This is a genomic window from Bradyrhizobium sp. 157 (assembly GCF_023073815.1).
GTDB lineage: Bacteria > Pseudomonadota > Alphaproteobacteria > Rhizobiales > Xanthobacteraceae > Bradyrhizobium.
In genome coordinates this window covers 450,432-473,929 of sequence record NZ_JADPKF010000073.1, presented here as the reverse complement: position 1 = coordinate 473,929, position 23,498 = coordinate 450,432, and the positions used below count along the sequence as shown (strand labels likewise).

Here is a 23,498-nt window from a genome sequence, read left to right as displayed (position 1 = left end):
TGTAGGGTGGGCAAAAGCGCGCTTGCGCGTTGCCCATCATGACTAGCGCGATATGAGACTGGTGGGCACGCTTCGCTTTGCCCACCCCACAAAGTCGTCTGGAGCGTGCATCATGAGCAACGAAAGTTCGATGTCAGAGGCGGAACTGAACAACCGGATCAGGATCGTGGAAGACAACATCCGCCAGTTGATCGAACAGGCTGCCGCGGCCTCCGGCGAACGGAACGAAGCGCGCATCGCCGACCGGCTCAGTCAGCAGAATGAAGAGCTGGAACGGCTGACCCGGGAACGCGACGCCAGATCGAAGAAAGAACCATCGAAGAAATAGCCGCCATCGCGCATACGCCCATACGCTGGGCGCGCCTTGATCTTCGTAAGCGCCTGCCGTTACTTGGTTCCGAGACAATAATGCGGACCGGAGGTGGCCCGCTATCGGGAGCAGGGCCGATTCATGGGACCATTGGCGGGCATTAAGGTTATCGATATGACGACCGTGCTGATGGGGCCCTATGCAACCCAAATGCTCGGCGATTACGGCGCCGGCGTCATCAAGGTGGAATCGCTCGATGGCGACGTGACGCGGCAGATCGGGCCGACCCGCCATCCCGGCATGGGGCCGGTGTTCCTCAATACCAACCGCAGCAAGCGCTCCATCTGCCTCGATTTGAAGAAGCCCGCCGGGCGTGACGCGGTGCTGCGGCTGATCAGATCCGCCGACGTGCTCGTCTACAATGTGCGGCCGCAGGCGATGGCGCGGCTGAATCTCGGTTACGACGTGGTCGCGAAAATCAATCCGCGCCTGATCTATGCCGGCGTGTTCGGCTTCGGCCAGGACGGCCCCTACGCGGCAAAGCCCGCCTACGACGATCTGATCCAGGGCGCGACTGCACTGCCGGCGCTGATGGCGCAGACCGCAGACGGTGTGCCGCGCTACGTGCCCAATGCGCTGGTTGACCGTATCGTCGGGCTCACCGCGGTGGGCGCGATCTGCGCCAGTCTCGTCGATCGTAATTCGACCGGGCGCGGCCAGCGCGTCGATATTCCGATGTTCGAGACCATGGCCGGTTTCGTGATGGGCGACCACATGGGCGGGCTCACCTATGAGCCGCCGCTCGACAAGGGCGGCTATGCCCGTCACCTGTCGCCGGACCGGCGGCCTTACAAGACCTCCGACGGCTATATCTGCGTCATCGTCTACAACGACAAGCAGTGGCAGAATTTTTTCGATGCCACCGGGCGCGACGACCTTCGCGTCCATCCGAAATTTTCGACCTTCGCCGGCCGCGCCGCCAACATCGATGCCGTCTATGCCGAGCTGGCGCGCATCCTCGAGACCAAAACCACCGCCGAATGGTCGGCTATCCTGGAGAAGGCCGACGTGCCGGTCATGCCGATGCATGATCTCGAGAGCCTGCTCGGCGATCCCCACATCGTCGCGACCGATTTCTTTCCGGTCGTCGATCATCCGACCGAGGGCCGCATTCGCAACATGAGGCCATCGGCGAAATTTTCTGAAACGCCGGTTGAAACCAAGCGGCTGGCGCCGCGCCTTAGCGAGCACAGCGCTGAAATCCTCAGCGAAGCGGGGTTCTCGGCGGAAGAAATTGCCGCTTTGGTGCGCGATGGTGTCACCAAGGCCGTGCCAAACACATAGGACGGACACATGGATTTCGCGCTATCCGCCAACCAGGAATCGATCCGCGACGCAGTCGGGAAGATTTGTTCGCGCTTTGATGATGCCTACTGGCTGAAGAAGGACAAGGAGGGCGGCTACCCCGCCGACTTCCACCGTGCGCTGGCGGACGCCGGCTGGCTCGGCATCTGCATTCCCGAGGAATATGGCGGGTCCGGGCTCGGCATTACTGACGCCGCGATCATGATGCGGACGATTTCGGAATCGGGCGCCGGCATGTCGGGTGCGTCCGCCGTGCACATGAACGTGTTCGGGCTCAATCCCGTGGTCGTATTCGGCACCAAGGAGCAATGCACGCGCATGCTGCCGCCGATCATCGACGGCCGCGACAAGTCCTGCTTCGCGGTGACAGAGCCCAACACCGGACTGAACACCACGCAGTTGAAAACCCGGGCGGTGCGCAAGGGCGACAAATATGTCGTCAACGGGCAAAAAGTCTGGATTTCCACCGCGCAGGTCGCCAACAAGATCTTGCTGTTGGCGCGCACCACGCCGCTGGAAGAGGTGAAGAACCCGACCCACGGCCTCAGCCTGTTCTACACGGATTTCGACAAGCAGCGCGTCACCGTGCACGAGATCGAGAAGATGGGCCGCAAGCCCGTCGATTCCAACGAGCTGTTCTTCGAGAATTTCGAGATCCCAGTGGAAGATCGCTTGGGCGAGGAAGGCCGCGGCTTCGAATATATCCTGCACGGCATGAATCCGGAGCGCATCTTGATCGCAGCGGAGGCGGTGGGCCTCGGCCAAGTCGCGCTGTCGCGGGCTGCGGCCTATGCGAAGAACCGTATCGTGTTCAACCGTCCGATCGGCATGAACCAGGGCATCCAGCACCCCCTGGCGAAGAACTGGATGGAGCTGGAGGCCGCGTGGCTGATGGTGCTCTCGGCCGGCTGGCAGTATGACCAGGGCATGCAGTGCGGGCCGGCCGCCAATGCCGCGAAATATCTTGCCGCTGAGGCCGGCTTCCATGCCTGCGAGCAGGCGGTGATGACGCACGGCGGTTTCGGTTACGCCAAGGAATACCACGTCGAGCGCTATTTGCGGGAATCCCTGATCCCGCGCATCGCGCCGATCAGTCCGCAGCTCGTTCTCAGTTTTATCGCCGAGAAGGTGCTGGGGCTGCCGAAGTCGTATTGATCATGGATTGGCATACACAGATCGTCATTGCGAGCGAAGCGAAGCAATCCACCTCTCCGTGCGGGGCTAGATGGATTGCTTCGTCACTGACGCTCCTCGCAATGACGGCATGCCAAGCGCTTTGCGTTCGAGTGGGGCGATAGGATGAGCTTCATCACCGGCGTCGGGCTGACATCCTATGGCAAGCACGAAGGCTCGTCGTCGCTCGATCTCATGAGCAAGGCGGCCGAGCTTGCCATCACCGACGCCGGGCTGAAGCGATCCGAGATCGACGGCATTCTGTGCGGCTATTCGACAGTCTCGCCGCACATCATGCTCGCAACCGTGTTCGCTGAGCATTTTGGAATTCAGCCATCCTACGCACATGCCGTGCAAGTCGGCGGCGCCACCGGCCTTGCCATGGCCATGCTGGCGCATCATCTGGTCGATGCGGGCGTCGCAAAGCATGTGCTTGTGGTCGGTGGCGAGAACCGTCTCACCGGTCAGAGCCGCGACGCCTCGATCCAGGCTTTGGCGCAGGTCGGGCACCCCGATTACGAGGTGCCGCTGGGGCCGACGATCCCGGCCTATTACGGCCTCGTCACCTCGCGCTACATGCATGAATATGGCGTTACCCAGGAAGATCTCGCCGAATTCGCGGTTCTGATGCGTGCCCACGCCCTGACTCATCCCGGCGCGCAGTTCCACGAACCGATCACGGTCGATGACGTGATGGCCTCAAAGCCGGTCGCGATGCCGCTGAAGCTGCTGGATTGCTGCCCGGTGTCCGACGGCGGCGCAGCCTTCGTGGTCAGCCGCGAACCGACCGGCTCGACCGGCATTCGCGTGCGCGGCTGCGCGCAGGCGCATACCCATCAGCACGTCACGGCAGCTCCCGCTTTAAGCGAACTCGGCGCCGAGATCGCGATCGCCAAGGCCAAGGCGGCGTCCGGCGTTGCGATATCCGATGTACGCTATGCCGCGGTCTATGACAGCTTCACCATCACGTTGGCGATGCTGCTGGAAGATCTCGGCCTTGCCGGGCGCGGCGAAGCGGCCGCGCGGGTGCGGGCAGGGCATTTCGGCCGCGACGGCGCCGTGCCGCTCAACACCCATGGCGGTCTCTTGAGCTATGGCCATTGCGGCGTCGGCGGTGCGATGGCGCATCTCGTCGAGACGCATCTGCAGATGACGGAACGCGCCGGCCCCCGGCAGGTTCGCGATGCCTCGATCGCGCTGTTGCATGGCGATGGCGGCGTGCTGTCGTCACACGTCAGCATGTTCCTGGAGCGGGTAAGATGACCGACAAGCTCGCCGACTGGACCAAGGGTGCCGAGGCCATCGTCTATCAATCCTGCGGTGCCTGCGGGAAGGCGCAGTATTTCCAGCGCAGCTTCTGCGCCGCCTGCGGTGCACCGGATCCGGTAGAGAAGCGGGCCAGCGGGGCAGGGACGGTCTATGCGACCTCACTCGTCTGCCGCGCTGCAACGCCAGAAACCCGCGCGCACGTTCCTTACAATATCGTGCTGGTCGATGCGGCCGAGGGCTTTCGCATGATGGCCCACGGCGCCGACGATCTCGCCATTGGTGATAAGGTCACCGCAAGCTACAGGCCGTTTGCGGGAAGGTTGGTCCCTTATTTCGAGAAGATAAGGTGAGGGGTGCAGGGCATCAAATGCTCACGCAGCGAAGCAATCCAGATTACGCGGAACGGTGAAAAATCCGAATTGCTTCGACGCGTCAACATTCAGTGCCAGTAGAACACAACGCTGGCGATGACGAGCATCGCTGTTACCGCCAGCATCTGCGCAAGCGCTTCCGAGGCCGCCTTCCTGGTGGCTTCCTTCATGCCTAACTCCCTAGACTTGGGCATGAGTCATCCTTGCCCGTGAAGGCCTGATGAGCTCAGTTTGGTTTTACTCGGAACACCCCGCGACGAGTATTCGCTCCTTTGAGTCCCCACTCAGCGAATATCGACAGTCCTGAGAATCGACCAGCATTGGGGCGGCAATTTGGCTCGCTCGCAGCCGGTTTGTGCACGAGACGGGGAGTTTTTTGGCGCGGGTCGAATGGCTTGGCACCGGCTAGAAGGCGCGGCCGCGTCGTCTCGACAGTTGATCGGCTCCCTGCTGCAGTGCATGATCTCTCTGTCAGCAAATCAGAAAATCCAAAGCCCAAGGTGACGAATGGCCCGCATCGAATACAGCGATCCTGCCAAGCACAATGATCGCACCCGCGAACTGCTCGGCAAAAACCGCAATGCGAACATCTTCCGGATGATGGCGCACTCGCCGAGCTACCTCGAACAATACTGCCGGCTCGGCGGGGCGATCAGGCACAAGGGCGAACTGGACCCGATTGTGCGCGAGCTCGCCATCACCCGCACCGGCATCCTGTGCGAGGCGCCCTACGAGATCGTCGCCCATAAGCGAATTGGGAAGAACGTCGGCGTGACCGACGAGCAGAATGAGGCGCTGGAGAATTGGGAGGCGGCGACCTGCTTCAACGATGTGCAGCGCGCCGCGCTCGCCTTCACCGATGAAATCATCAGGCGTCACAAACCCACGGACGCGACCTTCAACGCCATTGCCGCCAAGCTGACCCCGGCCGCATTGGTCGAACTGCAGCTTTCGGTCGGCTTCTACATCATGACATCGAAGTTTCTGGAAACCTTTGCCATCGATATGCAGCCGGTGACGGAAGTGGTTGGCTGAGCGGCGGCTGATCGATCAGCCGCTGATCTCATTCGCAGGGCCGTATCGCCGCACCGCCTCCAGCGTCAGTCCCTTGCCGACGGCGCCGAAGATGTCGCCTTCGACAATGCGGGCTGAGGGCACGGCTTGGGTGATTGCCTTGTGGACGTGGGCGAGTTTTACCGACCCGCCGGTCAGGAACACGGAGTCGATATTTTCAGCGGCCAGTCCCGCCTGAACGAGGCAGTTCCTGATGCGCGCCGCGATGCGATCGGCAAACTGCCTGGTATGGCTGACGAGGTCAGGACGGCCGATGTCCGCGCTGAGACCGGGGGCAACCCACTCCAGCGGAATGTCCGCCCGGCGCTTCTCGGACAGGGCGATCTTGGCGTCTTCGACTTCCATGGCCAGCGTATGGCCGCGCTGCTCGTGGATCACGCGAATGAGCCGGTCGAGAAGTTCCGGCTCGGCCGCCTGCTGCCGGACCTGACGGATATCCGCCATCACGCGCGGCTCATACATGCGGTTGATGTTCGACCAGGTGGCGAGGTCGTGGAAATAGCTCGACGGCACGTCAAGCCCGGCGCGCTTCATGGCGCTGCGGAATCCGAACAGCGGCATGACCACGCCGAGGCTGAGCTGACGGTCGAAATCGGTGCCACCGATGCGGACGCCGTCGTTGGCGAGAATATCGGCTGTGCGATCGGCCTTGCCGTGGCGTTCGGGACCCAGCCGCACGATCGAAAAGTCGGATGTGCCGCCGCCGATGTCGGCGATCAATGCCAGTTCCTCGGAAGTGATTTGCCGTTCATACTCCAGTGCTGCGGCAATCGGTTCGAACTGAAACGTGACCTCGTCGAAACCGATCCCATGCGCAATCGATCGCAGGGTTTCCTCCGCCTTGCGGTCCGCGTCCGGCGCATTGTCTACGAAATGCACGGGACGGCCATGGACAACACTCCGCAGTTGGCGGCCCGTGGCCTGTTCCGCGCGACGTTTGATCGCGCCGAGATAATAGGCAATCACATCGCGAAAGCTGATCCGCGCACGTCCGAGCCGGGTGGTTTCCTCGATCAGCGAGGTGCCGAGCACCGATTTCAGGCTGCGCATCAGGCGGCCGGCGGTGCCTTCGACGTAGGCTTCCATGGCCCTGCGGCCGATCAGAACGCCGCCATCCGCCTCGTAGAAGATCGCACTGGGAATCGTGGTATGCGCTGCCTCTAGCGCCACCAGAACCGGCGCCCGGCCGTCGATGGTGCCGAGCGTCGTGTTCGACGTTCCGAAATCAAGGCCGCAGATCGACATGGGAGGCTCCGGGAGGGAGCGCCCGTTTACACATTACAGCGCCATCAATCCACCCTTATCTCGGCGTGCTTTCCGTGCGAATCGCGCGCGGCCGTTGTTGACCGACAGGGCCGATCCACAGATCAATTTCTTTCGTGCGGCGGGTTGAAAAATCGCTCCGAGATGGTCCATAAGCGGCGTCCCCGCGGCCGGTCCTCCCGCCGCAAACGGCTTTGGAAAGAGGTCGCGTGGCAAATATCAATCGACAGATTGCGCAAGAGCTTGGCGTTCGCGAGGAGCAGATCCGGGCAACCGTCGAGCTGCTGGACGGCGGCGCCACGGTGCCGTTCGTGGCACGCTACCGCAAGGAAATCACTGGCGGGCTCGATGACGCGCAATTGCGCACGCTGGAAGAGCGCCTGACTTATTTGCGCGAGCTCGAAGCGCGCCGGGTCGCGATCCTTGATTCGATCCGCGAGCAGGGCAAGCTCGACGCTGCGCTGGAAGCACAGATTATGGCGGCCGATACCAAGGGCCGCCTGGAAGACATCTACCTTCCGTTCAAGCCGAAGCGCCGCACCAAGGCGGAGATTGCCAAGGAAGCCGGGCTCGAGCCGCTGTCCGAGCTGTTGCTGACGCAACCGCAGAACGATCCGCAGGTCGTCGCCGCCGGCTTTGTCGATGCCGAGAAGCAGGTGGCGGACGTCGCCGCCGCGCTTGAGGGCGCACGGGCGATTCTGGTGGAGCGATTCGCTGAGGACGCCGACCTGATCGGACGACTGCGCGAGGAGATGTGGACCCGCGCGCTGATGATCTCCACGGTGCGCAAGGGCAAGAAGCTCGAGGGCGAGAAGTTCAAGGACTATTTCGATTTCAACCAATCGCTGCACAAGCTGCCTTCACACCGCATTCTCGCGTTGTTCCGTGGCGAGAAGGAAGAAATTCTGGAGTTGCAGATCCAGCCTGAGGCGAATGTGCCCGAGGCCGGCGTCCCCAGCGCCTATGAACTGAAGATCATGCAGCGCTTTGGCATCACCGATCAGAAGCGCGCGGGCGACCGTTGGCTGGTGGAGACCGCGCGCTGGGCGTGGCGCACCAAGATCCAGGTGCATCTCAACATCGACCTGCGCATGCGGATATGGACGGCGGCCGAGACCGAGGGCGTGCGGGTGTTCGCCTCGAATTTGCGCGACCTGCTGCTGGCAGCGCCCGCCGGCGCCCGCGTCACCATGGGGCTCGATCCTGGCTACCGCTCCGGCGTCAAGACCGCGATCGTCGATGCGACGGGGAAGGTGGTAGCGACCACGACGATCTATCCGCATGAGCCGCAGCGGCAATGGAATGAAGCGTTGGCGGCGCTCGGTAAGCTCGCGGTCGCGCATCGCGTCGAGCTGATCGCGATTGGCAATGGCACCGCCTCGCGCGAGACCGACAAACTGGCGACCGAGCTGGTCAAGCTGCTGCCGGATCTGAAGATGTCGAAGATCGTGGTGTCGGAGGCCGGCGCATCGGTCTACTCCGCCTCGGCCTTTGCGTCGGAAGAGCTGCCGGAGCTCGACGTCACCTTACGCGGCGCGGTGTCGATCGCGCGGCGTCTGCAGGACCCGCTTGCCGAACTCGTCAAGATCGATCCGAAGGCCATCGGTGTCGGCCAGTACCAGCACGATCTCGGCGAGGCCAAGCTGGCGCGTTCGCTCGATGCCGTGGTCGAAGATTGCGTTAATGCCGTCGGCGTCGATGCCAATACCGCTTCCGCGCCGCTGCTGGCGCGGGTGTCGGGAATCGGGGCAGGGCTCGCGCAAAGCATCGTGCAGCATCGCGATGCCAACGGGCCGTTCAAGTCTCGGAAGGAGCTGAAGCATGTGCCGCGGCTCGGACCCAAAGCGTTCGAGCAATGCGCCGGCTTCCTGCGGATCAACAATGGCGAAGACCCGCTGGATTCCTCCGGCGTGCATCCCGAAGCCTATCCGGTCGTTCGCCGGATTCTCGCCGCGACCAAGAGCGACATCAAGGCGCTGATCGGCAATGCCGATGTCGTGCGCCAGTTGAAGCCACAGGCCTTTGTCGACGAAACCTTTGGTCTCCCCACGGTGACCGACATCCTGCGCGAGCTGGAAAAGCCCGGCCGCGACCCGCGCCCGGCCTTCAAGGCCGCGGTGTTCAAGGAGGGCGTCGAGGAGATCAAGGATCTCAAGCGCGGCATGATCCTGGAAGGCACCGTCACCAACGTCGCGGCGTTCGGCGCCTTCGTCGACATCGGCGTGCATCAGGATGGGCTGGTGCACATCTCGGCGATGTCGAAGAACTTCATCAAGGATCCGCGCGAGGTGGTGAAGCCGGGCGACATCGTCAAGGTCAAGGTGCTGGAAGTCGAGGTCGCCCGCAAGCGCATTGCGCTGACGCTGCGGCTCGACGACGAAATCGGCGACAAGGGCCCCAAGCTGTCGGACAGCAAGATGCGTGAATACTCCAAGGCATCGATGACGTCATCGTCGCCGCGCAAGCCGCAGGAGCAGGGCGGCGGCGCGCTGGCCGAGGCCCTGCGACGGGCGGCCGAGAAGAACGGGCGGGGCAAGGCGGGGTAGGGGCAGGCGACGCGTTCCCCCGATGCTGCGCAGCGCCATAAGCGCGTTCACGCGCGTCTTCGACACGCTATGGCGGTGCGCAGCTGATCCGGGGTTCAATGTGCGAAGGTGGGTCCCGGCTCTGCCGTGCAGCGTTTCACGCTGCACCGCGTCCGGGACACGGAAAGACTAACCCGACGTCAGCAGGTCCAGTTTGGCATTGGCGAGGATCAGTCGATCGGCCAGCAATTGCGCGAGATTGCGCATGATGCGCTCGCCGGCGCGCGGGTGCTGTTGCCGGAAACGTTCGAAATCGCGCAGCGGAATCTCGTAAGCAGTCGCGGCCACGTCGGCCAGCACGTCGGCCGAACGGTGCGGCTCCAGCAGCGCCATTTCACCGAAGGGCATTCCTGCCGTCAATGTCGCCAGCCTGACGCCGTCGGGCAGGGTAACGTGGACTGCACCGCTCCGCAGAAAGAACAGCGATGCGGCGGGATCGCCGGCGGAGACGATCTTCTCGCCGGTTTGATAGGTCCGGATTGACGCAGACGACGTGAGATCGGCCAGTTCGTCTTCCGTCAGCCCCGCCAGCAGCGATTGCTCGGAAAGCTCGGTCGCCTCGAAGAAGTCGATGGCGCCGCCGTAGCGATAGACAAGTTGGTCTTCCGCCCATTCGATTGCGGCGTCGAGCAGGTAGTAGTTGCGGATATTGTTCAGTCCTTCCGTCCATTCCGCGATCATTTTCCAGTCCGGCGACGAGCGCCGGATGCCGGACAGAATCACCGTGACATGGTGCGCGGCGAGTTCGCGGAATTCTTCGGCGAGCAGGCGGGCGCCGGCGCGGGTCATGGCGGTGACGCGGCGCAGGTCGAAAATGACCAGTTGCGGGCGCGGCCTGGCCGCAAGCTGGCGCGAGACGTAATCGACGTTTGAAAACGACAGCGTTCCGACCAGCTCGATCACGCGGACCTCCTGGTGGTGGGCGGCGAGGATGCTCTGTTCCTGCGCGCGCCGCACGCGCCGCGACGGGCTGTTGCCGATGTCGTAGTCGGCGATGATGCTGGTGCGTGCATCGTCGCTGCGGTTGAGCATATGCAGGTCGTAATGCGACGATAGCGCCTGGCAGACCTTGATGCCGCGCACGCTGTTGCCGTGCTTGTCGAGTTTTGGCGAATAGCTGCCGAGCCCGAGCCGCGCCGGGAGCGCTGCGAGGATCCCACCGCCGACGCCGCTCTTGGCGGGTATGCCGATCCGGTAGATCCACTCTCCCGCATAATCATACATGCCGGAGCTCGTCATCACGGAAAGCGTGCGCGAGATGGCATAGGCGCTCATCACCTGTTCGCCGGTCACGGGATTGATGCCGCGGTTGGCGAGGGTCGCCGCCATCACCGCAATATCACGCGCCGTCACCAGGATGGCGCATTGCCGGAAATAGACATCCAGTACGGAAGCCACGTTCTCCTTGATCACCGCATTGGTGCGCAGGAGATAGCCGATCGCGCGATTGCGGTCGCCGGTCGCACTTTCGGAAGCATAGACGGCATCATCGACCTCGAGCTCGCGCCCGGCAAACCGGCCCAGCGCCTGCCTGATGTATTCGAATGCCGCCTCGCCCTTGGCCTCGTGAATCAGGCCGGAGCAGGAGATCGCGCCGGCATTGACCATTGGGTTGAAGGGATGGTTCTCGGCGTTGAGGCGGATCGAGTTGAAGGGATCGCCCGACGGCTCGACGCCGATGACGCTTTCCACCTGGGCCGCTCCGAGCGTGTCGAGCGCCAGCGCGAACACGAAGGGCTTTGACATCGACTGAATGGTGAAGGGGATCTGCGTGTCGCCGACCTCATAGACATGGCCGTCGAGGGTGGCGAGGCTGATGCCAAAATGGGCAGGGTCGGCCTTGCCCAGCTCGGGGATGTAATCGGCGACCGCGCCACTGGTTTCGTCAGCGAATTCGGCGTGGCACGCATTTAGGAACCGCAGCAAGGGCGGTTTCGAACTGGTCCAGGCAGCGGGGTTGGCTGTGAGCGGAGGAGGCGATTGTTTCATCGCCTCCTCTTGTGCAACGCAATCAGGGTGCGCGCAACTGGTCCGACACCGCGGTCTGGCGCCGTATCAGCACGAGCGCGATCAGAACGGTGGGGATCAGGATCGCCAATCCGAGAGAGGTGATCTGCCATTGTGAGAGCGGCATGATCCCGCCGCCCGGCGTCGCCACCACGAAGCCGCCAATCACGAGCAGCACCCGGAGCGGCCATTCCAACGCGCCGGCGGCTCTGAGATCGCCGACAAAGACCTGATAGCCCTGAATGCCGCCGCAGATGAACAGGGTGCCGAACGCGGCCAGCCCCATCAGCCCCAAGCCTTCGAGATACGGGCTCGGTCCTTGCAGGACCAGTGCCGGGTTCAGCACGAAGAAGAACGGAATGAAGTAGATGATGCAGCCGACCCACATCGATTCCCACCCGGTCTTCATCGCCGGCGAGCCGGCGATTCCGGCCGCGGCAAAGGAAGCGATGGCGACCGGCGGAGTGATCGAGGACAGCATGCCCCAGTAGAAGATGAACATGTGCACGGCCATGCGGTTGAGGCCGAGCTTTTCCAGCGCCGGCGCCACCAGGATGGCCAGGAAGATGTAGCAGGCTGTCGTCGTCAGTCCGAGCCCGAGTATGAGGCTGGTGACGGCGCACATGCCAAGCAAGAGAAACGCGTTGTCGCCGGCGATCCGCAACAGATCGTTGGCGAGGCTCGAGACCACGCCGGTCATCGAGAACGCGCCGATCAAGAGCCCGCAACCGGCCAGGATACCGACCAACTCGACGAAGGTGCGGCCGTTGACCTCAAGGAATTTGCTGATGGTCGTCGGCGTCCAGCGCGTATCCTTGGAGAAAAGCTGATTCAGCACCAGCAGCAGCGCGGTGGCGTAGAACGGCGCGTGGCTCTCGCGCTTGAAGTACAGCAGCATCACGATCAGGAGCGCGATGACGAAGATGTAGTACCATCCTTCCTTAACGGTGTTCCAGACCTTCGGCAGCTCGGAGCGCGGAATGCCCTTCAGGTTGTGACGCGCGGCATATGAATCGACCTGCATGAACAGGCCGATGTAATAGAGCGTGGCCGGAATGATCGCGGCGATGGCAACGTCGGCGTAGCTGACATTGAGGAATTGCGCGATCACGAACGCGGTCGCACCCATCACCGGTGGTGCCAGCACCGCGCCGGTCGACGCGCAGGCCTCGATCGCGGCGGAATACGAGGCGCGGAAACCGCTCTTCTTCATGACGGGAATAGTCATGGTACCGGCGGTCAGTACGTTGGAGATGATCGAGCCCGACATCATGCCGAGCAGGCCGGACGCGAAGATACAGACCTTCGCAGCGCCGCCGCGGAAAGTACCGCACAGGGCGAATGCCAGGTTGATAAAGAATTTTCCGGCGCCCGTCATCATCAGCGCGGTGCCGAACACCAGAAAGCCGATCACGGTGTCGGCAAAGGCTTGGATCGGAATGCCGAGCAGGCTTTCGCCCGACAGCACGTGGTAGGATGTCGCTTGTTCCAGCGTCGATTGGGTGCCGCGAAACGGTCCCAGCCATTTCGCATCGGCGAACAGGGGATAGACCGTAAACGGTAGCACGCTCAGCAGCAGGCTCCAGCCCCCCGTGCGCCGCAAAGCTTCCATCAGCACCACCCACATGATGACGCCGGCAACGATGACGTCGGTCGGCGCGCCGCCGAATTCCCAGCCGGCTTCAGCCGCCTTGCGGACGCTGCGCATCAGGAGGATTGCGCAGGCGAAAGTGGCGACAAAAAGCAGGATGTCATACCAGGGAATTCGATCGAGCGGCGCGCTTCCGGTCCCCGGAAAGATCAGGAACGTGAACGGCAGCATCAGTGCGATCAGGAGATAGAAATACTCGGTGTTGAGCTGGGTATAGCCGAGGAAGAAGCGCAGGGAGAATTGCTGGTTGATGCACAGCAGGATGGTTACTGCGGTTGCAACCACCAGCGCCCAGCGCCACGCGCCGCGCAATGTCCGCACCCGCGTGACTTCGGCTTCCTGCATGTTGGCATGCGGATCGTCGAACTCAATCCGTTGTGCAGGCGCGGCTACGCTATCACTCGCAGCAGGTGACATCATTCCCCCTAGACGATATTCGCCTTAGACCTAGGCGATTGAGGCAGCGCTATTCAAAGCCGTTGGGCATATTCGCCTTTGCCAGCGCCACGGCGCGCGCCTTCATCCAGCCTTCGAGAAACGCCTTGTCATCCGATGGCGGGCTGGACTTGCCGTAGTCCGTCCATGCCGCTGTCAGAACCTGCTGGCGCTTGAACAGCGCATTGTTGTGAGCGTCCTGCTCGGGGCTCCATTGTCCGGCTTCCTTCAGCGCCCTCACGGCGCCCGGATGTACAGGGACCACCCAGTTCTTGGTCTGGCGGTCGGCCGCAAGGCCGCTCGCGCCCGGCGCGGAATCCTTATAGGCGTCGTAGCCCGTGATCATCGCCTTGGTGATGGCATAGACCTCGTCGGTGGGCAGCGAACCATAAACCATGAAAATGGGATAGGGATAGTTGCCGAGCTCGATCGGCTTGTCCTTGGAGATGCCGGCGCCGCAGGTCGCGACGTGCGGGAAGAAGAACGAGCCTACCTTTTTCACGCGCTCCCAGCCCGCCTTGTCGCTGTGGGGCAAGGGCGGCCAGATGATGCCGCGCGGCGATGTCTCGAGTTCCTTCGCCGGGCCGGTGATGGTGGTGGCGAAGGCGGCATCGACGTCGTTGTTGATCATGCCCTTCCACATCGCGCCATAGCTCGAGAACTCGACGACCTTGACGTCGCTTTGCTTGAGGTCACCGAACGCCAGGATCGCGAGCGCGTTCTGGTTCAGCGCCGGCGAACCGACCACAAAGCCGACGCGCTTGCCTTTAAGCTGCTTGATCTCGGTCACGCCGGTGTCTTTGGCGACGCCGAGCGTCGCGGCGTTGCAGTCGACCGATGACAGCACGAGCTGCAGGGGCTGGGGACCCCATTCCTTGGTGCCGAACTCGAACACGCCCTCCTGGGCGAAATAGGTGCCGGAGCCCATCGCGGACATGGCCGCGCGCTTGGCGCGCAGCGGCGCCAGTCGCGCCACGTCGTTGCCGGCCGGCAGCACGCGGACGTCGGTACCGTATTTGTCCTTCATCATCTTGCCGACGCCGACGGCGATGTTGAAACCCGCGGTGCCGGTGTCATAGGCAGTGACGACCATGGTCGGCGGCAGCTTGACGTCGTCAGCGTATGCCGCTGGCAAGGTCAGCCATGAGATGCCTGCAAGGGCGATTGGCGCGAGCGCCTTCAACCGGTGAATCATAATTTTTCCCCTCAGATTGTTTCGCTGTGCGAAAATTCTCTTGTTAGCGTCGATCATGTCATCGGCTGCGTGCGATGGCAACGTTAGGTGCGACGCGCCAACACCAAAGCTGGACAGATTGTCGCGGAACGCGTCGGAAGAAGGCTTATGCCGTGATCCGGTTAAGCTTCGATGATCGCGACGACCTGTCCTTCCGCGATGACGTCGTCGAGTTTGACCAGGATGGCCTTGATCGTGCCTGCCGTCGTCGACGTGACCGGAATTTCCATCTTCATGGCTTCGACGAAAGCGATCTCGTCACCGTCGCCGACATTGCCACCGGTTGCTACGGGAAGCGCGCACACGCGTCCGGCGACTTCGGTGACAATTTTGATCTCTGGCATTTCCGTTCTCCCGGGGACCGTCTGACGGACTGACTGTCCTCGTGAACGGCTTTTCGTTGTGGCCGCAGATTGCCTGAGGTAGTTTGTTCTGCAAGTGGAATTTTATTCCGCAGGGCGGAATGGAGCCATAACACATGGGAAGACGCTCGGAACGGCTTAGCAAACAGGGAATGCTCGCCAGCGATCTGGCAGGCGAGGGCGATGTGATTCAGGTGGTATCGCGGGCGTTCGACGTCTTGCGCTGCTTCGAGGGTCATGAAGCGCGACTAGGCAATCTGGAAATTTCCAGTCGCTGTGGTCTGCCGCGGTCGACGGTATCGCGGCTCACCCACACGCTGACGCGGATGGGCCAGCTCGTTTATCTGCCGCGCGACCAGAAATACCGCATCGGTCCAAGCGCGGTGGCGATGAGCACCTCGATGATGAAGGGGCTGCAGCTTCGCAATCTGATCAGGCTGCGACTGCAGGACGTCGCCGATCAATTGCCGGGCACCGTCGGCTTCGTGATTCCCGATCGCTATCACCTCGTCTATCTAGAATTCGCGCGCGCGGCGAACGCGCTCGGCCTGCACGAAGGCACCGGCAGCCGCATCTCGATGACGAGCACCGCGGCCGGCTTTGCCTACACCGCGGCGCTCGACACCGACGTCGGCGACGCCCTGATCGCCGAAATGGAACGCGAGATCCCGGAAAATGCGGGACTGTTGAAGTCGCGCATAGAAGAGAATCGCCGCCACCTGCGCGAACACGGCTATGTCGTGGGCTGCGGCACCTGGAGCCCGCATATCAACGGGTGCGCGGTGCCGGTGTGGTCGCCGCAATATCAAACCTTCGTCGTCGTGACGATCGGCCTTCTCGCTGCGATGTTTGACGAGAAGCGGTTGCACCAGGAAGTGGCGCCGCAGATGCTCGAACTCGGTGTTGCGATCGGCGGCCTGCTCGAAGGCGCCGAGGGCGACATCTTCGCCAACCGGATCGAAAGAAAGCCGCTTCCGGTGCCGGCCCATAACAACAACAAGATCATCAAGACGGAGGATGCGAATGAATTGGAAGCCGGAGCTCGACGAGCTCGCTCGGCGCGAAGCGTTCGCGCGCGAGATGGGAGGCGTTGACAAGGTCAAGCGCCAGCATGACCAGGGCCGGCTCACAGTTCGTGAGCGCATCGACAAACTGATCGACAAGAATTCCTTTCACGAGATCGGCGCGATTTCCGGCATCGCCGAATACGACGAAAACAGCGAGCTGAAGCACCTGACGCCGGCCAACTGCGTATTCGGCCGCGCCAGGATCGACGGCCGCACTGTGGTTGTCGTCGGCGACGATTTCACCGTGCGCGGCGGATCGGCCGATGCCTCTATCTCGGCCAAGCCGCTGATGGCCGAGGAAATGGCGCATGATTTCCGCCTGCCGATCATTCGCGTGATCGAAGGGTCGGGCGGCGGCGGCTCGGTGAAGACGATCGAGACGCGCGGCGCTGCGAATCTGCCCGGCGGCGTCGGCGGCACGCGCTGGTATTGGTTCACGACCGCGAACATGGCGCGCGTGCCCGTGGTCGCGCTCGGGCTCGGTTCGGTTGCAGGCCTCGGCGCTGCGCGACTCGCCGCCAGCCATTATTCCATCATGACCCGCAATTCCGCGATGTTCGTCGCGGGCCCGCCGGTCGTAAAACGGCTCGGCCAGGACCTGACGAAGCAGGAACTCGGCGGCGCCGAAATCCAGACCCGCGCCGGCGGCGTCGATGATGCCGTCGACACGGAGGAGGAGGCGTTCGAACGCGCCAGGCGTTTTCTGTCTTATCTGCCGTCCTCGGTGTACGACCTGCCGCCGACAACGCCCTGCACCGATAATCCGGAGCGCGCGGAAGAATCGCTGTTGAAGGCGGTGCCGCGCAACCGCCGCCAGGTCTACAAGATGCGCCCGATCATCGACGCCGTCGTCGACAAGGGTTCTTTCTTCGAGGTCAACGCCAATTTCGGCCGCCCCATCATCACCGGGCTTGCGCGCCTCGAAGGCCGCGCGGTGCTGCTGCTCGCCAGCGATCCCTTCCACTATGGCGGGTCGTGGACGGCGGAGGCGTGCCAGAAAGTGGTGCGCTGGGTCGACTTCGCGGAAACCTTCCATCTGCCGGTCGTCTATCTGATGGATTGCCCCGGCTTCATGATCGGGCTCGAGGCCGAGAAGTCGGCGACAATCCGCCACGGCGTGCGGGCGATGGCGGCCGTCAACCAGTCGACGGTGCCCTGGTGCACTATCATCGTGCGCAACGCGTTCGGCGTCGCCGGCGTCGTGCACCAGCCGGCCAACCGCTATTCGATGCGCTACGCCTGGCCGTCGGCCTATTGGGGTTCGCTGCCGCTCGAAGGCGGCATCGAGGCCGCCTATCGCGCCGACATCGATGCAGCCGGGGATCCGACGGCGAAGCTGAAAGAGATCGAAGACCGTCTCAACAAGCTGCGCTCGCCGTTCCGCTCCGCCGAGAAGTTTTGGGTCGAGGAAGTGATCGACCCGCGCAAGACGCGATCGCTGTTGTGCGAGTTCGCGCGGCTCGCCGAATCGATCCGCACCGTCGGCCCGCCAAGCAACATGTCGACGCGGCCGTAGGGGATGTCATTTCCGGGATGGTGCGCTAGCACCAGACCCGGAATTTCGAGATTCTCAGGTGCGCAATTGCGCACCGTAGTTCGATGCTTCGCATCGCCCGGGAATGACAGATCGCGTTATGCCGCCACCGCCTTAGGCCGCGAGATCGCCAGCACAATCAGCGCCGCCACTACACAGAGCGCTCCAGCGACGAAGAAAGCCGGCAGGTAACTCTGCAGCACCGTCCGCGATAGGCCAGCGCCGAACGCCGCGACACCCGCACCCAACTGATGGCCGGCAAAGATCCAGCCGAACACCAAGTTGGCGCGTTCGGGGCCGAACCGCTGCGCCGTGAGCCGCACCGTCGGCGGCACGGTCGCGATCCAGTCGAGTCCGTAGAACATCGCAAACAGCGACAGGCCGTAGAGGGTGAAATCGGAGAAGGGCAGAAACAACAGCGACAGGCCGCGCAGCCCGTAATACCAGAACAGCAGCCAGCGATTATCGTAGCGGTCGGACAGCCAGCCAGAAGCGATGGTGCCGACGAAATCGAATATGCCCATCGCAGCCAGCAGGCTCGCCGCTTGGACCTGCGGAATGCCGAAATCGAGGCACATCGGAATCAGGTGGACCTGGACCAGCCCGTTGGTAGAGGCGCCGCAGATGAAGAAGGTGGCGAACAGGATCCAGAACACGCCCGACTTCGAGGCGTCGCGCAGCGTGCCGAGCGCGGCCGCCATGATCGGCGTGTTGTTCGGCGGCGGCGCGGGCAGCGGCTCGGTGCCTTCATCGCCGAACGGCCGCAGGCCCACGTCGCTCGGCCGGTCACGCATGACCATCAGCACGGCGAAGGCCGCAATGCCCATCATGACGCACACCAGCGTTAGCGCGATCCGCCACCCGTAAGACTCGGTCAAGCTCGCCAATAACGGCAGGAAGGCGAGCTGTCCGGTGGCGACGCTCGCGGTCAGGATACCGACGACGAGGCCCCGCCGCGCCACGAACCAGCGTGCAGCAATCGTTGCGCCCAGCACCAGCGCCGTCATGCCGGTGCCGAGCCCGATCACCACGCCCCATAGCAGCATCAAGTGCCAGACCTGCGTCATCGCCAGCGACGCGATGAGCCCGGATACGACGATGAGCTGCGCCGCCAGTGTCACGTTCCGCAGGCCATAGCGGTTCAGCAGCGCGGCGGCGAACGGCGCCATCAACCCGAACAGGATAAAGCGGATCGACAGCGCCGAGGAAATCTCCGCCGTGGTCCAGCCGAATTCCTTCTGCAAAGGTACGATGAAAACGCCGGGTGCGCCGACCGTACCGGCGGCAATCAGGGCGGTGAGGAAGGTTACAGCGACCATCATCCAGCCGTAATGGATGTTGCGGCGGGTGAGGGCGGCTGAAAGCCAGTTCGAGATCATTCGGCCTCGGAAGATTGCAGTGGGAAGATTTGCTTTCAGTATTCTGAAGTGATGATCGTTTGACTTAAATGTCGTACTTCCCTCATTTCAGGACACCACGCGGGGCGCCAGGATCGATCCGTGTGAACATCAATTCGATCATTGAATTATGTGTATAATATTATAGGTGACGAAAATCGCAACGGACTATCCCATGAAAAATCTCGCCGGTCGCATGAGAGAAATTGATCCATCGGCACCTTGAGACGGGGATTGCCGCGAACCTTCACTATTCCAGGCCACCGAGGGCGGTCTCGATCGCCTTCCTGAAAGCCGCGATGTCGCCGAGTTCGTGGCCGAGCACGAGCGCCAGCCGGGTCAGGAACAGCGCTTCGCGTTCGGGGCCGGCCGTATCGATCGCCATCGCCAGCGTCTCATAGGCGGTCTCGAAGTCCTCGAAGGGCATTGCGCTCATGGCGTCTCGCTTCCCAGGCAAATCTTTGCGGTTTTCAGGATCTCGTCGGGAATGGCGGCCATCCATCTCCCGGCAATGTGCAGGTCGGGCCGGAGGAGATAGAGCGTGCCGGGCGCGGCGGCGAACAGGCGGGCGATTTCGCCGTCCTGATCCGCAACGGCCGTCGTTTCAGAGGCCGAGCCGCGCAACGTAACCAGCACGGCAACGAAGCGCCGGTCGATCCGGCCGAGCTCGGCAAGCATCGCCGCCTGTTCGGCGGTGGGGTGCCCCTCGCAGAACAGGATCGCCGTCATGCCGTTGCCGGCGCGATCCAAAAGGTAGCTTCCGTCGGCCAGTCTCGCGTTCGGCGCAGCGCTGCCGCAACGAGGACCGCCGGCAAACGCGGCATCGCGTCCGGCATAGGGCGTCAGCGGGCTTTCCGAATAGGTGTAGGGCTGCATCTGGCGCGGATTGGCGAGCCCGCGGGGAAACTCGTGCTTCAAGCTGAGAGACAAGGCCGCCTCGCGCGTCAGCCGCCAGCCGCGCGTCGGCGGCGTCATGAAGCGGGTGCTCTTGGTGGCGTTGGCGAACACGTCGAGCGTGGCGCCGCGCCGCTCCGGCGAATAGCTGTCGAGCAGTCGCTCGTCGGCCTCGCCATGAAGAACGAGCGCCAGCTTCCAGCCGATGTTTTCGGCATCCGCCAGGCCATTGTTCAGCCCGCGCACGCCGAAGATCGGCACGATATGCGCGGCATCGCCGATGAAGAAGACGCGGCCGTGCCGGTAATCGTCAAGGCACAAGGTGTTGGCGGAATAAACGCTCCACCATTCCAGATCCCATGGTTTGGTGTGGCCGATATCCGCAAGGATCGCGCCGACGCGGGCGCGGAGGTTTTCTTCCTTTAAAGCCTCTTCCTCGTTCTCGCCTTCACGAAGCTGGTAATCCACGCGCCAGATATCGTCCGGCTGCTTGTGGATCAGCGCCGTGCCGCCGGGATTGCCGCTTGGTTCGAAAAACGCGCGGCGCTCGGTCGGAAAATCGTGGTCCATGCGGATATCCGCGATCACATAGCGGCCTTCGTAATTATCGCCCTTCAGCCCCAAGCCAAGCATCGACCTGACAGGCGAGCGCGCCCCGTCGGCGGCCAGCACATAGTCGGCATCGAGCCGATAATCGCCTTCGGGCGATGCAATCCGGACCGAGACGCCATCATTGTTAGATTCGATGGCCGACAATTCGCTCTGCCAGCGCATGTCGACGAGGTCACAGGCTGTAACCGCATCGTGCAGGAATTTCTCGATATACTGCTGCTGCAGATTGTACATCGGCAGATATTTTTCGCCCGGCGGCTGCGGCATCTCCAGCCGGAAAATCTGTTCGCCGCGGTAGTAGCTGCGGCCGAAGCGCCAGCCGAGCGCCTTTTCCACGAACGGCGCGACCGCGCCGGCCCGCTCCAGGATATGCATGCTCGGCCGGGCAATGCAGATGGCGCGGCTGCCGTCATTAAACGTGTCTTTGCGATCGATCAGCACGCTCCTGATGCCGTAGCGCGCCAGCACCAGCGCCGCCGTCATACCGATCGGGCCGGCGCCAACGATCAGCACCGGATGACGTGTCGCAACTCCATCAATCTCGGGGACGCGCCGTGCCGCGAAGCGGGGATAGTCGAAATAGAGTGACTCCAGCGGTCCCTTGCCGGCAGGCCTCATGCGTCCCTCCGTCTATTTCTTGCGGCCGAGAAATCCCTGCATCATCCGCTGCGGCTCGCCGGTCAGGAACGATTGTCCGAACACGCCGACACTTAAGTTGACGGATTCGGTCAGCGGCAGCTCCTCCCATTGCCGTAGCAGCTCCTTCTGCGAACGCAGCGCCTCAGGGCCACATTCGAGCAGCGCCTTCACGGTGTGCTCGACCGCGGCATCGAGCCCGTCTTCCTTGGCGACCACATCGACCAGGCCCCAGGCGAGCGCGGTGGGCGCGTCGATGTTCTCCGCCGTCATGACAAGCCAGCGGGCGCGGCCCCAGCCGATCAGCCGCGGCAGCAGGGCAGCATGGATCACAGAGGGGATGCCGACGCGCACCTCCGGCATGCCGAATTTGGCATCATGGGCCGCAATCCTGAAGTCGCAGGCGGCGGCGACTTCCAATCCGCCGCCGAGGCACCAGCCGGGAAGCCGCGCGATCACCGGCGCCGGAAAGTGGCGCACGGCCTCGCAGAGGTCACGTAAGCGCGTGATGAAGGCTTCCGCGGATTTCTGGTCGAGCTTGGCCATCTCCTTGATGTCGGCGCCGCCGATCATGCTCTTCTCGCTCTGGCCGGCGAGGATGACCGCGCGAATGCTTTTGTCGCCGGCGAGCCTCTCGAACCCTTCGCGCACGCCGTCGGTGACGGGGGAGGAGAGGATGTTGAGAGGGCCCGCACTGCAGATCGCGAGGCGAACGACGCCTCTGTCGTCGCGGTCGATGCCGCAATGGCGATTGAGCATTTCCATTCTGTTTTTCCGGGCTTGTTCTGGTCGGTGACGTCACTTCCGGGACATTGCGGCGGCTTGTCAAGGGCAGGCGAGGGGCATTGCGCGACCGCGCGCACCGATATAGAATTATGATCGTCATCTAAAGGAGCCGCCATGACTATGACCGAGACTGTCGATCTGTTTTCGTTCGATACGCGCAGGCATCGGGTGGTGGATTGGCAGGCGCCGGGACCTGTCGCGAAGGCCGCTGCCGGGATGTCCGGACTGGAGATCATGTGCGCCATTCGCGACGGCATCCTGCCACCGCCGCCGATGGCGCGGCTGATCGGTTTCGAGATGCGCCTCGCCGAGCCCGGCCGGATCGTGATGGAACTGGATCCGGATGAAAGCCTCGAAAATACCATGGGCTTGCTCCATGGCGCGACCGCCGCAGCGCTGTTGGATACTGCCATGGGTTGTGCCATCACCACCATGCAGCCGGTGGGACAGACTTCGGTCACGCTGGACCTCAAGCTGACCTATCTGCGGCCGTTGTCGGTGCGGTCGGGCGCGATTTCGGCGGAAGGCAAAGTGATAAAGCTCGGCCGCCAGACCAGCTACGCCGAAGGCTTCGTCCGTGACCGTGCGGGCAATCTTGCAGTGCACGCGACCGGAACGTTCACGATGATCGGCGTTGAAAAGGCGAATTAGATGCAGCTTTTCCTGCGCACAACTGCTATTATATGACTAAGGACATTTAATGGGATGCGTTGATGCGTTATTCGAAAGAGCACAAGCAGGAGACCCACGCGCGGATCGTGAAGAAGGCTTCGGTGCGGCTTCGCGAAAAGGGCGCGCATGGCATCGGCGTCGCCGACCTGATGAAGGAGGCGGGGCTGACCCATGGCGGCTTCTACGCGCATTTCGATTCCCGTGAGGCGCTCGTCATCGAGGCCTTTGCCTATGCGATGGACCGCTCGGTCGAGCACTGGCGAAAAATCGCCGATGAAACTCCGCCGGAAAAGCGGCTGCCCGCGATCGTCGATTCCTACATCTCCACGGTGCATCGCGACGATCCTGGCCGCGGTTGCGCGGTGCCCACGCTCGGCGCCGAGATTGCCCGGGAAAGCGCCAAGACCCGCAAGGCCTTTGCCGCCAAGCTGGAGCAGTTGATCGACGTGATGGCCGATCAGATTCTGGACGTGCCGCGCAAGACGGCCCGCAGGCAAGCCATGGGTACGCTGGCGACGATGATGGGCACCCTGGTGATGTCGCGCGTGGCCGGCAGCGGTGAACTCTCCGACGAAATTCTTCTCGCCGGCCGCGAGGCGGCGCTGACCCGCGCCGAGGCGAAGCCGGCCGTGAAGAAAGCACGGGCAAAGGTGAATTGAGCGCGCGATTGCCATTGCCGTCGTCCCGGCCTTGAGCCGGGACCCATACGCCGCGGCTGAGGGAAGCGGCACAAGGTGAGACGACTTTCGCTGCCAATCTGCAATGGTGGTTATGGGTCCCTGCGTTCGCATGCGTTCGCAG

General features: G+C 62.9%; 20 protein-coding genes. 11 read left to right on the top strand and 9 right to left on the bottom strand.

The features are described from left to right. The first annotated feature begins 112 nt into the window (after positions 1-112). The 6 genes from IVA95_RS18215 to IVA95_RS18190 all read left to right on the top strand — a co-directional run bounded on the left by IVA95_RS18215 (position 113) and on the right by IVA95_RS18190 (position 5,523). Positions 113-328 (top strand): hypothetical protein, encoded by a 216-nt coding sequence (locus IVA95_RS18215; RefSeq protein WP_213249794.1) that lies wholly within the window; start codon positions 113-115, stop codon positions 326-328. 123 nt (positions 329-451) lie between these two features. Further along, positions 452-1,654: a CoA transferase gene (locus IVA95_RS18210; protein WP_247511710.1), complete on the top strand. Its 1,203-nt coding sequence runs from the start codon at positions 452-454 to the stop codon at positions 1,652-1,654. 9 nt (positions 1,655-1,663) lie between these two features. Next, complete coding sequence (locus tag IVA95_RS18205) at positions 1,664-2,830, top strand: acyl-CoA dehydrogenase family protein (RefSeq protein WP_247511709.1); 1,167 nt, start codon at positions 1,664-1,666, stop codon at positions 2,828-2,830. Positions 2,831-2,974: 144 nt separating this feature from the next. After that, positions 2,975-4,111: a thiolase family protein gene (locus IVA95_RS18200; RefSeq protein WP_247511708.1), complete on the top strand. Its 1,137-nt coding sequence runs from the start codon at positions 2,975-2,977 to the stop codon at positions 4,109-4,111. Next, complete coding sequence (locus IVA95_RS18195) at positions 4,108-4,467, top strand: OB-fold domain-containing protein (RefSeq protein ID WP_247511707.1); 360 nt, start codon at positions 4,108-4,110, stop codon at positions 4,465-4,467. The genes IVA95_RS18200 and IVA95_RS18195 overlap by 4 nt, the downstream gene beginning before the upstream one ends. A 528-nt stretch (positions 4,468-4,995) precedes the next feature. Beyond that, the gene (locus IVA95_RS18190; RefSeq protein ID WP_247511706.1) at positions 4,996-5,523 is read left to right on the top strand and encodes a carboxymuconolactone decarboxylase family protein; all 528 of its coding nucleotides are present in this window, start codon (positions 4,996-4,998) and stop codon (positions 5,521-5,523) included. Between the two features lie 15 nt (positions 5,524-5,538). Here IVA95_RS18190 and IVA95_RS18185 read toward each other — a convergent pair whose 3' ends face one another. Then, a complete protein-coding gene (locus IVA95_RS18185; RefSeq protein ID WP_247511705.1) occupies positions 5,539-6,807 on the bottom strand; it encodes an Hsp70 family protein in 1,269 nt (422 codons plus the stop codon). Between the two features lie 227 nt (positions 6,808-7,034). Here IVA95_RS18185 and IVA95_RS18180 point away from each other — a divergent pair, with 227 nt between their 5' ends. Next, positions 7,035-9,371 (top strand): Tex family protein, encoded by a 2,337-nt coding sequence (locus IVA95_RS18180; RefSeq protein ID WP_247511704.1) that lies wholly within the window; start codon positions 7,035-7,037, stop codon positions 9,369-9,371. A 168-nt stretch (positions 9,372-9,539) separates the two neighbouring features. Here the strand turns inward: IVA95_RS18180 and glsA are convergent, their stop codons facing one another. From glsA to IVA95_RS18160, 4 genes are all read right to left on the bottom strand, one after another. Then, a complete protein-coding gene (glsA, locus tag IVA95_RS18175) occupies positions 9,540-11,399 on the bottom strand; it encodes a glutaminase A (protein ID WP_247511703.1) in 1,860 nt (619 codons plus the stop codon). Between the two features lie 22 nt (positions 11,400-11,421). Beyond that, positions 11,422-13,485: a TRAP transporter permease gene (locus tag IVA95_RS18170; RefSeq protein ID WP_247511702.1), complete on the bottom strand. Its 2,064-nt coding sequence runs from the start codon at positions 13,483-13,485 to the stop codon at positions 11,422-11,424. A gap of 49 nt (positions 13,486-13,534) precedes the next feature. After that, entirely contained in the window at positions 13,535-14,698 is a 1,164-nt protein-coding gene (locus IVA95_RS18165; protein WP_247511701.1) for a TAXI family TRAP transporter solute-binding subunit, read from the bottom strand. Positions 14,699-14,859: 161 nt separating this feature from the next. Next, positions 14,860-15,081, bottom strand: coding sequence for an acetyl-CoA carboxylase biotin carboxyl carrier protein subunit (locus IVA95_RS18160; protein WP_213285966.1), 222 nt, complete (start codon positions 15,079-15,081; stop codon positions 14,860-14,862). 134 nt (positions 15,082-15,215) lie between these two features. Here IVA95_RS18160 and IVA95_RS18155 point away from each other — a divergent pair, with 134 nt between their 5' ends. Together IVA95_RS18155 and IVA95_RS18150 are read left to right on the top strand one after the other, a co-directional pair. Then, the gene (locus tag IVA95_RS18155) at positions 15,216-16,193 is read left to right on the top strand and encodes an IclR family transcriptional regulator (protein ID WP_247511700.1); all 978 of its coding nucleotides are present in this window, start codon (positions 15,216-15,218) and stop codon (positions 16,191-16,193) included. Beyond that, positions 16,123-17,682 (top strand): carboxyl transferase domain-containing protein, encoded by a 1,560-nt coding sequence (locus IVA95_RS18150; protein ID WP_247511699.1) that lies wholly within the window; start codon positions 16,123-16,125, stop codon positions 17,680-17,682. Before IVA95_RS18155 ends, IVA95_RS18150 begins: the two co-directional genes overlap by 71 nt. A 116-nt stretch (positions 17,683-17,798) precedes the next feature. Here the strand turns inward: IVA95_RS18150 and IVA95_RS18145 are convergent, their stop codons facing one another. The 4 genes from IVA95_RS18145 to IVA95_RS18130 form a co-directional block, all read right to left on the bottom strand. After that, positions 17,799-19,079, bottom strand: a complete 1,281-nt coding sequence (locus IVA95_RS18145; protein ID WP_247511698.1) for an MFS transporter — start codon at positions 19,077-19,079, stop codon at positions 17,799-17,801. Between the two features lie 268 nt (positions 19,080-19,347). After that, the gene (locus tag IVA95_RS18140) at positions 19,348-19,533 is read right to left on the bottom strand and encodes a hypothetical protein (RefSeq protein WP_247511697.1); all 186 of its coding nucleotides are present in this window, start codon (positions 19,531-19,533) and stop codon (positions 19,348-19,350) included. Next, on the bottom strand, positions 19,530-21,221 hold the full coding sequence (locus IVA95_RS18135) for an FAD-dependent monooxygenase (protein WP_247511696.1): 1,692 nt from the start codon (positions 21,219-21,221) through the stop codon (positions 19,530-19,532). Before IVA95_RS18135 ends, IVA95_RS18140 begins: the two co-directional genes overlap by 4 nt. A gap of 12 nt (positions 21,222-21,233) precedes the next feature. Further along, positions 21,234-22,004 (bottom strand): enoyl-CoA hydratase, encoded by a 771-nt coding sequence (locus IVA95_RS18130; RefSeq protein WP_247511695.1) that lies wholly within the window; start codon positions 22,002-22,004, stop codon positions 21,234-21,236. Positions 22,005-22,139: 135 nt separating this feature from the next. Between IVA95_RS18130 and IVA95_RS18125 the strand changes: the two genes are divergently transcribed. Together IVA95_RS18125 and IVA95_RS18120 are read left to right on the top strand one after the other, a co-directional pair. Further along, on the top strand, positions 22,140-22,676 hold the full coding sequence (locus tag IVA95_RS18125; RefSeq protein WP_247511694.1) for a PaaI family thioesterase: 537 nt from the start codon (positions 22,140-22,142) through the stop codon (positions 22,674-22,676). Between the two features lie 62 nt (positions 22,677-22,738). Beyond that, complete coding sequence (locus tag IVA95_RS18120; RefSeq protein WP_247511693.1) at positions 22,739-23,356, top strand: TetR/AcrR family transcriptional regulator; 618 nt, start codon at positions 22,739-22,741, stop codon at positions 23,354-23,356. The last annotated feature ends 142 nt before the right edge of the window (positions 23,357-23,498 follow it).